Annotated in this window: 13 protein-coding genes; 2 read left to right on the top strand and 11 right to left on the bottom strand. The window is 68.6% G+C overall.

The window, feature by feature from the left end; genetic code table 11:
• Window positions 1-130: 130 nt before the first annotated feature.
• From L3N39_RS00695 to L3N39_RS00675, 5 genes are read right to left on the bottom strand one after another with little or no spacing between them, the layout of a single operon-like run.
• Complete coding sequence (locus L3N39_RS00695; protein ID WP_237255296.1) at window positions 131-766, bottom strand: SCO family protein; 636 nt, start codon at window positions 764-766, stop codon at window positions 131-133.
• A 22-nt stretch (window positions 767-788) separates the two neighbouring features.
• Window positions 789-1,688, bottom strand: coding sequence for a heme o synthase (cyoE, locus tag L3N39_RS00690; protein ID WP_237255295.1), 900 nt, complete (start codon window positions 1,686-1,688; stop codon window positions 789-791).
• 16 nt (window positions 1,689-1,704) lie between these two features.
• Window positions 1,705-2,772: a COX15/CtaA family protein gene (locus L3N39_RS00685; protein ID WP_237255294.1), complete on the bottom strand. Its 1,068-nt coding sequence runs from the start codon at window positions 2,770-2,772 to the stop codon at window positions 1,705-1,707.
• A 50-nt stretch (window positions 2,773-2,822) separates the two neighbouring features.
• On the bottom strand, window positions 2,823-3,404 hold the full coding sequence (locus tag L3N39_RS00680) for a hypothetical protein (protein ID WP_237255293.1): 582 nt from the start codon (window positions 3,402-3,404) through the stop codon (window positions 2,823-2,825).
• Window positions 3,401-4,108 carry an SURF1 family protein gene (locus tag L3N39_RS00675; RefSeq protein ID WP_237255292.1) on the bottom strand — a complete coding sequence of 236 codons (708 nt, stop codon included), beginning with the start codon at window positions 4,106-4,108 and terminating at the stop codon, window positions 3,401-3,403. The genes L3N39_RS00680 and L3N39_RS00675 overlap by 4 nt, the downstream gene beginning before the upstream one ends.
• 70 nt (window positions 4,109-4,178) lie before the next feature.
• Between L3N39_RS00675 and L3N39_RS00670 the strand changes: the two genes are divergently transcribed.
• Entirely contained in the window at window positions 4,179-4,379 is a 201-nt protein-coding gene (locus L3N39_RS00670; protein WP_237255291.1) for a twin transmembrane helix small protein, read from the top strand.
• Here L3N39_RS00670 and L3N39_RS00665 read toward each other — a convergent pair whose 3' ends face one another.
• The 6 genes from L3N39_RS00665 to L3N39_RS00640 form a co-directional block, all read right to left on the bottom strand.
• A complete protein-coding gene (locus tag L3N39_RS00665; protein ID WP_237255290.1) occupies window positions 4,380-5,276 on the bottom strand; it encodes a cytochrome c oxidase subunit 3 in 897 nt (298 codons plus the stop codon).
• A complete protein-coding gene (locus L3N39_RS00660; RefSeq protein WP_237255289.1) occupies window positions 5,273-5,845 on the bottom strand; it encodes a cytochrome c oxidase assembly protein in 573 nt (190 codons plus the stop codon). The genes L3N39_RS00665 and L3N39_RS00660 overlap by 4 nt, the downstream gene beginning before the upstream one ends.
• A 253-nt stretch (window positions 5,846-6,098) precedes the next feature.
• On the bottom strand, window positions 6,099-7,736 hold the full coding sequence (ctaD, locus tag L3N39_RS00655) for a cytochrome c oxidase subunit I (RefSeq protein ID WP_237255288.1): 1,638 nt from the start codon (window positions 7,734-7,736) through the stop codon (window positions 6,099-6,101).
• Between the two features lie 12 nt (window positions 7,737-7,748).
• Complete coding sequence (gene coxB, locus L3N39_RS00650; RefSeq protein ID WP_237255287.1) at window positions 7,749-8,882, bottom strand: cytochrome c oxidase subunit II; 1,134 nt, start codon at window positions 8,880-8,882, stop codon at window positions 7,749-7,751.
• Window positions 8,883-9,148: 266 nt separating this feature from the next.
• Complete coding sequence (locus L3N39_RS00645; RefSeq protein WP_237255286.1) at window positions 9,149-9,412, bottom strand: hypothetical protein; 264 nt, start codon at window positions 9,410-9,412, stop codon at window positions 9,149-9,151.
• A gap of 591 nt (window positions 9,413-10,003) precedes the next feature.
• The gene (locus tag L3N39_RS00640) at window positions 10,004-11,068 is read right to left on the bottom strand and encodes a PA0069 family radical SAM protein (protein WP_237255285.1); all 1,065 of its coding nucleotides are present in this window, start codon (window positions 11,066-11,068) and stop codon (window positions 10,004-10,006) included.
• A gap of 316 nt (window positions 11,069-11,384) precedes the next feature.
• Here L3N39_RS00640 and L3N39_RS00635 point away from each other — a divergent pair, with 316 nt between their 5' ends.
• Window positions 11,385-12,455 (top strand): acyltransferase family protein, encoded by a 1,071-nt coding sequence (locus L3N39_RS00635; protein WP_237255284.1) that lies wholly within the window; start codon window positions 11,385-11,387, stop codon window positions 12,453-12,455.
• Window positions 12,456-12,611 lie beyond the last annotated feature (156 nt).

Below are 12,611 nucleotides of genomic sequence, written 5' to 3'. Positions count from 1 at the left end.
CTGGCCCGCCGGCACGCGGCCAGCCAGGCGGGGAAGGGTTCGACAGGATGGCGCCGATGCTGGCGAGAGGGCCGGCCGGCGGGCCCGCTACCTTAGCAAAGTCCGGCCGGCAGGCCAGCGCGGGCTGCCCTCAGCCGTCGCGGCCGATCAGCTCGGGCAGGCGCTCGGCGAGGCGCTCGACCTTCAGCGGCGCGCGGATGAAGCCGCGCTGGCGGCCGTCCGGGCCAAGCAGGACCAGGTTGCCGCTGTGGTCGACGGTGTAGTTGTCGCGGCTGGTGTCGCCGGGGATGAAGGGGATGCCGACGCCATTGGCCAGGGTCTGGATGTCGTCCAGCTCGCCGGTCAGGCCGACGAAGCCGGCGTTGAAGTAGTCCAGGTACTGCTTGAGCTGCGCCGGGGTATCGCGCGCCGGGTCGACGCTGACCAGCACCACGCGCAGCGCATCGCGGGTCGCCTCGGGCAGCTTGCCGCGCAGCTGGCGCAGCTCGGCGAGGGTCGCCGGGCAGATGTCCGGGCAGAAGGTGTAGCCGAAGAACAGCAGGCTCCAGCGCCCGTCGAGGCGGTCGGTGGCCATGGCCTGGCCGTCCTGGTCGATCAGGCTCAGCGCCGGCAGCTCGCGCGGGCGCGGCAGCAGCACGATGCCGGCATCGAGCAGCGCCGCCGGATCGGCCTGGCGCGGGGTGTTGAGCACCTTGGAGACCGTCAGCCCGACGACCAGCGCGATCAGCGCGACGAGGATGAAGACGGTTCTCTGGATGCGGGTCATCGGGTTTCCTTAGCAGGGGCGGCTAGACGTTGAGCAGCAGATAGTGGTCCACCAGCAGCGCGATGAACAGGGCGAACAGGTACCAGATGCTGAACTTGAAGGTGCGGATCGCCGCATGGGGCCGGCTGTCGCGGTACAGCGCGATCGCCCAGTAGAGGAAGCGCGCGCCGAGCACGGCGGCGGCCGCCAGGTACAGCGGGCCGCTCATGTGGATGGCGTAGGGCATGCAGCTGACCGCCAGCAGCACCAGGGTGTAGAGCAGGATGTGCACCTTGGTGTAGTGCTCGCCGTGGGTCACCGGCAGCATGGGGATGTTGACCTTGGCGTACTCGGCCTTGCGGTGGATGGCCAGCGCCCAGAAGTGCGGCGGCGTCCAGGCGAAGATGATCAGCACCAGCAGCAGCGGCTCGGCGCTGACCTGACCGGTCACCGCGACCCAGCCGAGCAGCGGCGGCGCGGCGCCGGCCAGCCCGCCGATGACGATGTTCTGCGGCGTGGCGCGCTTGAGAAAGCCGGTGTAGATCACCGCATAGCCGACCAGCGAGGCCAGCGTCAGCCAGGCGGCCAGGGCGTTGGTGAAGGCCAGCAGCAGCGCCAGCCCGGCGACTCCCAGCAGCAGCGCAAAGCCCAGCGCCGCGACCGGCGAGACGCGGCCTTCGGCCAGCGGCCGCTTGTGGGTGCGGGCCATGACCGAGTCGATCCGCCGGTCGACCACGTGGTTGACCGCCGCCGCCGCACCGGCGCACAGGCCGATGCCGAGGTTGCCGAACAGCAGCACCGTCCAGGGCACGCCGGCGCGGGTCGCGAGGAACATGCCGACCAGCGAGGTGATCAGCATCAGCAGCACCACGCGTGGCTTGGTCAGTTCCAGGTAGTCGCGCCAGCCGGCCTGGCTGCGCCTTGTACCGGTCAGGATGGCCATGGTGTTCTCCTTCTGGTCAGACGCCGGGCAGTTCGATGCCGCCCTGGCGGGGTGGGAGCGGGGGGCGGGCGGCATTGGCCGCCACGCTTGCCGGCAGTGCGCGCAGGCGGTAGTTGATCGTCACCAGCACCAGCAGCAGCAGCGCGCCGCCGCCGTTGTGGGCGACCGCGACCGCCAGCGGCAGGTGCAGCAGCACGTTGCCGATGCCCAGGCCGAGCTGCAGCGCCAGCGCGCCGAGCAGCAGCGCGGCGAGGCGGCCGAAGCCGTGCCGGCGCAGTTGCCAGGCCAGCGCCGGCAGCAGCAGGGCGACGGTCAGCGCGCCGAGCCGGTGGCCGACGTGGATCGCGGTGCGCGCCTCGCCGTAGAACAGCCCGCCGAGGTAGTTGGGGCCGATCTCGTGGTGGGTCAGGTCGAAGGCGCGGGCAAAGTCCATCGGCGGCCACCACTGGCCGTGGCAGGTGGGAAAGTCGGTGCAGGCCACCGCCGCGTAGTTGCTGCTGACCCAGCCGCCGAGGGCGATCTGCAGCACCACCAGCGCCAGCGCGGCGCCGGCGAACAGCCGCAGCCGTGCGGGCACGCCGGGCAGCGCCGGCCAGCGTCCGGCCATGCGCAGGCTGAGCAGCAGCAACAGGGCGAGGGTGGTGAAGCCGCCCAGCAGGTGCGCGGTGACCACCTGCGGCCAGAGTTGCAGGGTCACCGTCCACATGCCGAACAGCGCCTGGGCGATGACCACGGCGAGCAGCACGAGCGGCAGCTTCAACGGCTGGCCCGGCTGCCCGCGGTGGCGCAGCGCCTGCAGCGCCAGGGCGAGGATCAGCAGGCCCAGGCTGCCGGCGAAGTAGCGGTGGACCATCTCGTTCCAGCCCTTGTGCACCTCCAGCGGCGCCTCGGGGAAGCGCGCGGCGGCCAGCGCCTGCTGCGACTCGCTCATCGGCACGGCGAGAAAACCGTAGCAGCCGGGCCAGTCGGGGCAGCCGAGGCCGGCGTGGGTCAGCCGGGTGTAGGCGCCGAGCAGCACCACCGCCACGGCCAGGGCGGTGGCGATCAGCGCGAGGCGGTATCCGGGGCGCGGCGTCGGGGGCATGGGCGTCCTCGTTTCACTCGGTTTGCGGGGCGGCGGCCTGTCGGTCGCCCCTAGCCAATCTGCGACACCTTCAGCAGGTGGCGCAGGTCTTCGAGAATCGCCTTGCCGTCGGCATCGGCGTCATAGCGCAGCACCAGGTTGCCGTGCGGGTCGATGATCCACAGCTGGGCGCCGGCCGGCAGGTCGCGCTGGCTACGGTAGGTCGCCGGGTCCAGCGAGTAGCGGCCCAGCTGCGGATACTCGCTGTGCAGGCGCTGCTCGTAGGCCGCCTCGAGCGGCGCGGCGCTGGCCAGCGCATGGCCGGCGCGCGCGGCGTCGCGGTTCAGGCCGATGTTGATCTGCCGCGCCAGGTAGACCAGCCGCCGGCAATCGGTCAGGCAGCCGCCCGGCGCGGTGACCAGCAGCTCCCAGCGCTGGCTCGGCGCGGCGCTGATGCCGAGGGTCACGCGGTCGCGGCCGTCGGCTACCAGGGTGCCGTCATAGCTGCGGCTGTCCGGGACCCAGAAGCCGAAGCGGTACATCGCCGAGGCGAGCAGCATCGGCAGCAGCACGACGGCGAGGATAAGCAGCAGCTGCAGGCGCCCGCGAAAGCGCTGCGGCGTCGGCGGATGCAGGGTGGCGAGGCGGTTCATTGGGCGTTCCTCCTGGCCTGGTGCAGGCCGAAATAGACGAACAGGACCAGCAGCGCGGCGGCCAGGGCGAACCATTGCACGGCGTAGCCCAGGTGCTGCTGCGGGCTCAGGGTGGTGACCGGCCAGTCGGCGCGGTAGGCGGTGGGGCCGGGTTCCAGGCGCAGCTCGCGGGTGATGCCGCGGCGCCCGAGCAGTGCCCACAGCTCGTCCGGGTCGGCCTGGTTGATCAGCCGTGGCCAGCCGTCGGACATCCAGCGGTTGAGCACGAACGGCCGGCCCGGCGGTGCGTACACCCAGGCGGCCAGCTTCAGGCTCTGCGTCGGGGTATCGAATTGCGGCGGCACGCGGCGGTCCGGCCAGGGGAGCCAGCCGCGGTTGAGCAGCACCCAGCGGCCGCTCGGCTCGTCGAAGAAGGGCTGCAGCAGCTCCACGCCGACCTGGCCGTCGCGGGTGCGGTTGTCGAGCAGGAAGCTGTGCGCGGCGTCGAAGCGGCCCTGCAGCCAGACGCGCCGGTAGCCGGCATCGGCGAGGCCCTCGAGCTGCTCGACCGTGATTGGCGCGGCCGCCTGGCGCGCGGCCTGGCGCTCGAGCAGCTCGCGCTTGTGCTCGCCGCGCTCGAGCTGCCAGACCCCCAGCCAGGCCAGGGTCGGCAGCAGCACGAGCACCAGCAGGCTCGGCAGCCACCCGGGGCGGAAGCGGCTCATGGCCGGCGACGCCGGGTGTCGATTCGGCTGGCTATACTCCACCCCCATTACCCCTGTCGTGGATCGGCTCATGCTCAAGACGGCCATCGTTCTGTCGTTAGTGGCCACGCTGGTCAGTCTGTTCAGTGGCCTGTTCTTCCTGGTGCGCGACGAGGGGCGCTCCTCGCGGGTGCTCGCCTCGCTCGCCGTGCGGGTCGCGCTCAGCGCGCTGACCGTGGTGCTGATCGCCTGGGGCTTCTGGTCCGGCCAGTTGCACCCGGGCTTCGGCTAGTCAGAGCACGTAGACGAAGACGAAGAGCCCGATCCACACCACATCGACGAAGTGCCAGTACCAGGCCGCCGCCTCGAAACCGAAGTGCTGCTCGGGGCTGAAATGCCCGCGCAGGATGCGCACGAACATCACCGTCAGGATCAGCGCACCCATGGTCACGTGGGCGCCATGGAAGCCGGTCAGCATGAAGAAGGTCGCGCCGTAGATGCCCGAGCCGAGGGTCAGGCCCAGCTCGTTGTAGGCGTGCACGTATTCCTCGGCCTGCAGGACGAGGAAGGCGGCGCCGAGCAGGATGGTGACGCCCAGGCCGAGCCGCAGCTTGCCGCGCTCGCCCTTGCGCAGCGCATGGTGGGCCCAGGTCAGGGTGAAGCTGGAGCTGACCAGCAGGATGGTGTTGACCAGCGGCAGCCCCCAGGGGCTGATGGTGCCCTCCGGCGCCGGGTAGAGCTTCGGGTCGGGGTTGTTCAGCAGCGGCCAGCTGAACTCGAAGCCCGGCCAGAGCATGTTGCTGATGCCCTTGTCGCCTTCGCCGGCCAGCCACGGGCCGGTCCAGTAGCGGATGTAGAACAGCGCGCCGAAGAAGGCGAGGAAGAACATCACCTCCGAGAAGATGAACCAGCTCATGCCCCAGCGGAACGAGCGGTCCATCTGGGCGCTGTAGAGCCCGGCGCGGCTTTCCTTCACCACCGCGCCGAACCAGCCGAACATCATGTAGGCGATCAGCAGGGCGCCGACGAAGAAGATCAGCGGCCCGCTGGATTCGGCGCGCTCGGCCTTGAGGTCGTTGAACCAGGTGCCGAGCCCGAAGAAGGTCACCAGCAGGGCCAGGGTGGCGATGATCGGCCACTTGCTCTGGGCCGGGACGTAGTACGGCTGGTGCGTGGTCTGGTGGCTCATTGCAGACGCTCCTTGGCAAGGGCCGCGTCATGGACGGCGACCGGAGGCTGGCGGGAGGTGATGTCGAACAGCGTGTAGGCCAGGGTCAGGTGGCGGACGTCGGCCGGCAGGTCGCGGTCGACGATGAAGCGCACCGGCATCTCGATGCGCTCGCCGGGCTGCAGTACCTGCTGGGTGAAGCAGAAGCATTCGGTCTTGTGGAAGTACGCGGCCGCCCGCGCCGGTGACACGCTGGGGATCGCCTGGGCGATCATCGGCTTGTCGGTCGGGTTGTAGGCGACGAAGCGCATCTCGCGGCTGGCTCCGGGGTTGACCTCGAGCTGGTCGGCCAGCGGCTGGAATTCCCAGATCATCCCGGCGGCGTTGGTGGCGAGGAACTGCACGCGCACCTGGCGCGCCTCGTCGGCGGTCTGCGCGCCGCTGTAGGCGCCGGCGGTCTTGCCGTTGATGCCGAACGCCTGGCACATCACGTCGTAGATCGGCACCAGGGCGAAGCCGAAGCCGAACATGGCGACCACGACGAACAGGAGGCGGCGGACCAGGCGCCGGGTGGGCAGGGACTCATTCATGCGCGCCTCCCCGGTTGACGGTGGCGAGGCTTTTCGCGGTCAAGACCGCTCCCACACAGTCCGTGCAGGGCGCCGGCCGTAGGAGCGGCCTTGGCCGCGAAGGGGCTTGCACCGGGCCGGCTTCGTTCACGGCCGAGGCGGCTGCCACAGGGTCCGTGCAGGGCGCCGGCCGTGGGAGCGGTCTTGACCGCGAACCGCCCATGGTCGGCCTGGCGAGCCCGGCCGCGCCCGCAGGCGAGACCCTGCTGCCTGTTCACGGCGTCAGCTCCCCGCCGGTGCCCTTGCGGTGCTCGTGCACCTCGCTCATGTCCGGCGGCACCTGGAAGGTGTGGTAGGGCGCCGGCGAGGGCACGCTCCATTCCAGGCCCTCGGCGCCGTCCCAGGGCTTGGCCGGCGCCGGTGCGCCGCCGCGGATGCACTTGATGACGATGAACAGGAACAACAGCTGCGTCGCGCCGAACAGGAAGGCGCCGATGCTCGAGACCATGTTGAAGTTGGCGAACATCATGTTGTAGTCGGGGATGCGCCGCGGCATGCCGGCCAGGCCGACGAAGTGCATGGGGAAGAACGCCAGGTTCATGCCGACGAAGCTCAGCCAGAAATGCAGCCGGGCCAGGGTCTCGTCGTACATGTGCCCGGTCCACTTCGGCAGCCAGAAGTAGGCCGAGGCGAAGATGCCGAAGATCGCCCCCGGCACCAGCACGTAGTGGAAGTGCGCCACCACGAAGTAGGTGTCGTGGTACTGGAAGTCGGCCGGGGCGATGGCCAGCATCAGCCCGGAGAAGCCGCCGATGGTGAAGAGGATGACGAAGGCCACGGCGAACAGCATCGGCGCCTCGAAGGTCAGCGAGCCGCGCCACATGGTGCTCACCCAGTTGAACACCTTCACCCCGGTGGGCACGGCGATCAGCATGGTCGCGTACATGAAGAACAGCTCGCCGGTCACCGGGATGCCGACGGTGAACATGTGGTGCGACCAGACGATGAACGAGAGGAAGGCGATCGCCCCGGTGGCGTAGACCATCGAGGTGTAGCCGAACAGCGGCTTGCGGCTGAACGCCGGGATGATCGAGCTGACCGCGCCGAAGGCCGGCAGGATCATGATGTACACCTCGGGGTGGCCGAAGAACCAGAACACGTGCTGGAACAGCACCGGGTCGCCACCGCCGGCGGCGCTGAAGAAGCTGGTGCCGAAGTGGATGTCCATCAGCATCATGGTCACCACGCCGGCCAGCACCGGCATCACCGCGATCAGGAGGAAGGCGGTGATCAGCCAGGTCCAGACGAACAGCGGCATCTTCATCAGCGTCATGCCCGGCGCGCGCAGGTTGAGGATGGTGGCGATCACGTTGATCGCGCCCATGATCGAGCTGATGCCCATCAGGTGGATGGCGAAGATGAAGAAGGTCACCGATTCGGGCGCATAGGTGGTCGACAGCGGCGCGTAGAAGGTCCAGCCGAAGTTCGGCCCGCCGCCCTCCATGAACAGCGTGCTCACCAAGAGGCCGAACGCCGCCGGCAAGAGCCAGAAGCTGAAGTTGTTCATCCGCGGCAGGGCCATGTCCGGCGCGCCGATCATCAGCGGGATCATCCAGTTGGCCAGGCCGACGAAGGCCGGCATCACCGCGCCGAAGACCATGATCAGGCCGTGCATGGTGGTCATCTGGTTGAAGAATTCCGGCTGCACGATCTGCAGGCCCGGCTGGAACAGCTCGGCGCGGATGACCATGGCCATCGAGCCGCCGAGCAGGAAGGCGCAGAAGCTGAACCACAGGTACATCGAGCCGATGTCCTTGTGGTTGGTGGTCAGCAGCCAGCGCGAGAGCCCCTTGGCCGGCCCGTGGTGGTGGTCGTGGCCGGCATGGCCATGATCGTCGATCACTGCACTCATCAGCCTGTCCTCTTACTGGGTGGCTTCTTCGGCCTGTTTGAAGTCGAGCACGTCTTTCGGCGTGACCATGTCGCCCTTGTCGTTGCCCCAGGCGTTGCGCTCGTAGGTGATGACGGCGGCCAGGTCGACCTCCGACAGCTGCTTGCCGAAGGCGGCCATGGCGGTGCCCGGCTTGCCGTTGACGACGATGCCGATGTGCCCGTCGACCTCGCCGGTGGCGATGGCCGAGCCCTTGAGCGCCGGGAACATCGGCGGCAGGCCTTCGCCGGTGGGCTGGTGGCAGCTGGCGCAGTTGGCCTGGTAGACCTTCTCGCCGCGCTCGACCAGCTCTTCGAGGGTCCAGTCCTTGCCAGTCAGCTCGGCCAGCTTGGCGGCCTCGGCCTTCTTCTCGCCGAGCCAGGCGGCGAAGTCTTCCTGCGACTTGACCTCGACCACCACCGGCATGAAGCCGTGGTCCTTGCCGCACAGCTCGGTGCACTGGCCGCGGTAGAGGCCGGGCTCCTCGACGCGGGTCCAGGATTCGTTGATGAAGCCGGGGATGGCGTCCTTCTTCACCGCCAGGTCCGGTACCCACCAGGAGTGGATCACGTCGGCGGCGGTGATCAGGAAGCGCACCTTGGCGCCGGCCGGGATCACCAGCGGCTGGTCGACTTCCAGCAGGTAGTGCTCGCCCTTGGGCGACTGGTTGTTGATCTGCTCGCGCGGGGTGGTGAGGTTGCTGAAGAACTCCACGTCCTCACCCAGGTACTTGTAGTGCCACTTCCACTGGTAGCCGGTGATCTGCACGTCGACGTCCGACTCGCTGGCGTCGTAGATGTGCAGCAGCGTGCGCGTGGCCGGTACCGCCATGCCGATCAGGATCAGCAGCGGGATCAGCGTCCACAGCACTTCGACGCGGGTGTTCTCGTGGAAATTGGCCGACTCGCGTCGGCGCGAGCGGCGGTGGGCGATCATCGACCAGATCATCACGCCGAACACCAGCACGCCGATGATCACGCAGATCCAGAAGATGGTCATGTGCAGGTCGAACACCGAGCGGCTCACCTCGGTGACGCCGGAGCGCATGTTCACGTCCCAGGCCGCCTGGGCCTGGCCGAAAAACGCCAGCAGCCCAAGCCCCATCCAAGCGCGTGGATGTCGAGACATTGCGGGTCCCCTTATGATTCTTGTTCTGGGCCAACCGCTCGGTGCCTGCGCTCGCCTGCCGGCATGTCTCGGGGCGTCTTGCCCGCGAAGCCGGTGGGTGTTGCGCCGGAACCGTCACCAACCAGGTCGCTGCACTTCGAGACCGGCGAGGAAACAGCCCTTGCACGATCCGCCTGCGAACCCGGTCGGCGTTTGCACGCACGGTCGGATTTGCTCAATCAGGTACGCCTGACTCGGAGTATAGACAGCGATCCGGTGTAGGCAATTCAGACGCCGGACCGCTCTACCTCGGCCTTCTGCGGGTCATCGTTCTTCTTCACGCCGCGAATGTTCATCGCCGCCAGGCACAGCTGCAGGACAATCAGCGCCCAGGCCTGGGCATGCCAGCCCCAGATCACCCAGAGCAGGTTGCTCAGCAGGAAGCAGCAGAAGCCGACGAAGCGCCGCCCCGGTCGCAACGAGCCGATCAGCCAGGCAGCCGCCACCGTCACCACCATCGCCGGCCACTGCAGCAGGTCGATCCAGTCCACATCGCCTCCGGTTCGGGGGATACAGGGATTGGTGCGGTCGCAGCCGCAGATAGTTCCTCGTCGGCGCGAGCGGGCCGTTGCACAGTTGTCGCAGGGCATCCGCCGGTGGACAAGCGCGCAGCGGCGCCCCTGTCGGGGGTTAAGCGAAACGCCCACCCCGCGGTTACCCGCGCATAGGGTGGAAAACCGCGCAGCGTTTTCCACGCGTCTGCCGGCGCCAGCTCGCGGACCGGCGCTCTCGGCGGGCACCTTCGAGGGGAAGCCTGCGTGCGCAGGCCGAAGTAACAGGCTCGATCCGCCAGCGCCTTCGGTGGATAAGCGGAGCGTTATCCACCCTACGGTACCGTGCGTAGGGTGGAAAACCGCGCAGCGTTTTCCACGCGTCTGTCGGCGCCAGCACGCCGGCCGGTGGTCTCGGCGGGCGTCATCGAGGGGAAGCCTCCGTGCGCAAGCCGAAGTAACAGGCTCGATCCGCCAGCGCCTTCGGTGGATAAGCGGAGCGTTATCCACCCTACGGTACCGTGCGTAGGGTGGAAAACCGCGCAGCGTTTTCCACGCGTCCGGTTGGCCCTCGCACGGCCCCCGGCCCTCTCACAATAGATTCATCTGCCGCCCCGGCGGGGCGAAGCGGCTGCAGTCGAGGCCCTGGTTCTGTTCGCGGCGCTCGAAGCCCAGGCGCCTGCAGGCCAGGCGGAAGCGCTGGGCGAGCAGCTCGGCGAACTGGCCTTCGCCGCGCATGCGGCTGCCGAAGCGGCTGTCGTAGGCCTTGCCGCCGCGCGACTGGCGCACCAGGCTCAGGACGTGCTCGGCGCGCTGCGGGAAGTGCTCGCCGAGCCACTGCTCGAACAGCGGCGCGACCTCGTGCGGCAGGCGCAGCAGCACGTAGCCGGCCGAGCGCGCGCCGGCCTCGCGCGCGGCCTCGAGCAGGCGCTCGAGCTCCATGTCGTTGATCATCGGGATCATCGGCGCGCACATCACGCTGACCGGCACGCCGGCCTGGTGCAGCGTGCACAGCACCCGCAGGCGCGCCGAGGGCGAGGCCGCCCGTGGCTCCAGGGTGCGCTTGAGCTCATCGTCCAGGGTGGTCAGGCTGACCGAGACGCTCACCAGCCGCTGCTCGGCCAGCGGCACCAGCAGGTCGAGGTCGCGCAGCACCAGCGAGCCCTTGGTGATGATGTGCACCGGATGCCTGAAGCGCAGCAGCACCTCCAGCGCCTGGCGCGTCAGCCGCTGCTCGCGCTCCAGCGGCTGGTAGGCGTCGGTGTTCACCCCCAGGGCGATCGGCTGCGGCACGTAGCCGGGCTTGGAAAGCTCCGCCTCCAGGCGCTCGGCGAGGTTGGTCTTGGCGATCAGCCGGGTCTCGAAGTCGATGCCCGGCGAGAGGTCCCAGTAGGCGTGGCTGGGCCGGGCGAAGCAGTAGATGCAGCCATGTTCGCAGCCGCGGTAGGGGTTGACCGAGCGATCGAAGCCGACGTCCGGCGACTGGTTGCGCGTCAGCACCGACTTGGCGATCTCCTGGCGCACCTCGGTGGCGCGGGTTGGCGGCACGTCCTGCTCCCAGCCATCGTCGAACGCCTCGCTGCGGGTCGGGGCGAAACGGTTGTCCGGGTTGATCGCGGTACCGCGACCACGGATGCGGGTGATGGGAAGGGTCATGCTGGGTGTCTCGATACTGTTTGGATATACAGTAATGAGTTGCCCCGGCCCTGGCCAGCGCAAACCGGCGGACGGCCAGTCCAGGCAACTGCCGTTCGTCGGCCTGGCGAACCTTTTGCCGGTTGCATAGGACAAAGGGGCTGTCGGGGACGGTCGAGCGGGTGCATTTGCCAGTTCGCCGGCCCGGTGAAGCCCGTGCTGGTCGAAAACAGGGATGACTGGAGCCGATGCCGCTCCGGCCCGGCAGTAACGTCCAGCGCTCGTTGCCTGTGCTTCCCCCTTGCGAACGCTGCCGCCCGGAATCAGGAGCCGCCCCATGCAAACCACCCGTTCCTTCCACACGCGGGAAAACAACTTCGATTTCCTGCGTTTCTTCGCTGCCGCGCTGGTGCTCTTCGCCCACAGCTACCCGCTGGTGGGGCGCCGCGGCGACGAGCCGCTGACGCTGCTGACCGGCTACGAGAAGGGCGGCTCCATCGCCGTCGGCATCTTCTTCGTCATGAGCGGCTACCTGATCACCTCGTCGTGGCTGGCCAGCAGCAGCCCGAAGAGCTTCCTGGTCAAGCGTGCGCTGCGCATCTTCCCGGCGCTGATCGTCGCGGTGCTGTTCTCGGCGTTCATCATCGGCCCGCTGGTGTCGCAGGCGAGCGTGGCGCAGTACCTGGCCGCCGACGGCACCTGGACCTACCTGCAGAACATCCTGCTGGTGACGCGCTACGAACTGCCCGGGGTGTTCACCGAGAACGTCTATCCCGATGTGGTCAACGGCTCGCTGTGGACGCTGCCGCTGGAAGTGCTGATGTACATCGGGGTGATGATCCTGGGGCTGACCGGCTTCCTCAAGCGCCGGCTGATCTTCCTGCCGATCGCCGTGCTCGCGGTCGGGCATTTCTGGCTGGTCGGCCGGCTCGGCCTGGACTCGTACTTCATCAAGAACATCTTCAAGCTCGGCCTGCTGTACTACAGCGGCGCGGCGATCTTCCTCTACCGCGACGACATCCCCTGGCGCGGCTGGATCGCGGCGGCGCTGTTCGCCGCGCTGGTGGCGACCTTCCGCACCGATATCGGCCCGCTGGTGTACTTCGTCGCGCTGCCGTATCTGGTGATCTACCTGGCCTACGCGCCGCTGCCCTGGGTCTCGCGCTTCGGCAAGTACGGCGACGTGTCCTACGGGCTGTATATCTACGCCTTCCCGTTCCAGCAGCTGACGGTCTACCTGTTCGGGCCGCAGATCGGCGTTCTCGGGCTGACGCTGATCGCCTTCGTGCCGACGCTGATCCTCGCGGCGCTGTCCTGGCACCTGATCGAGGCGCCGGCGATGAAGATGAAGCGCCTGTTCGCCTCGCCGGCCCAGCCGGGGCGGGCTGCGCCGAAGGTCGAGGGTTGATTGGGTGATGCGAGGACGGCTCACCGGGCCTTCTGCTGTCGATGGCTGAGCGTTGCTGGCCCGCTTAGGGCTGCTTCCACGGATCGGGGCACATACCGAGCGGCCTGATGCCGTGGCTTTCGGCTCCCGCGGCCGAATCTGCAGGCCGGGCCTGTG

The sequence above is a fragment of the Pseudomonas oligotrophica genome, from assembly GCF_021726475.1.
Taxonomy (GTDB): Bacteria; Pseudomonadota; Gammaproteobacteria; order Pseudomonadales; family Pseudomonadaceae; genus Stutzerimonas; species Stutzerimonas oligotrophica.
This window is presented reverse-complemented; position numbering and strand designations above follow the sequence as displayed.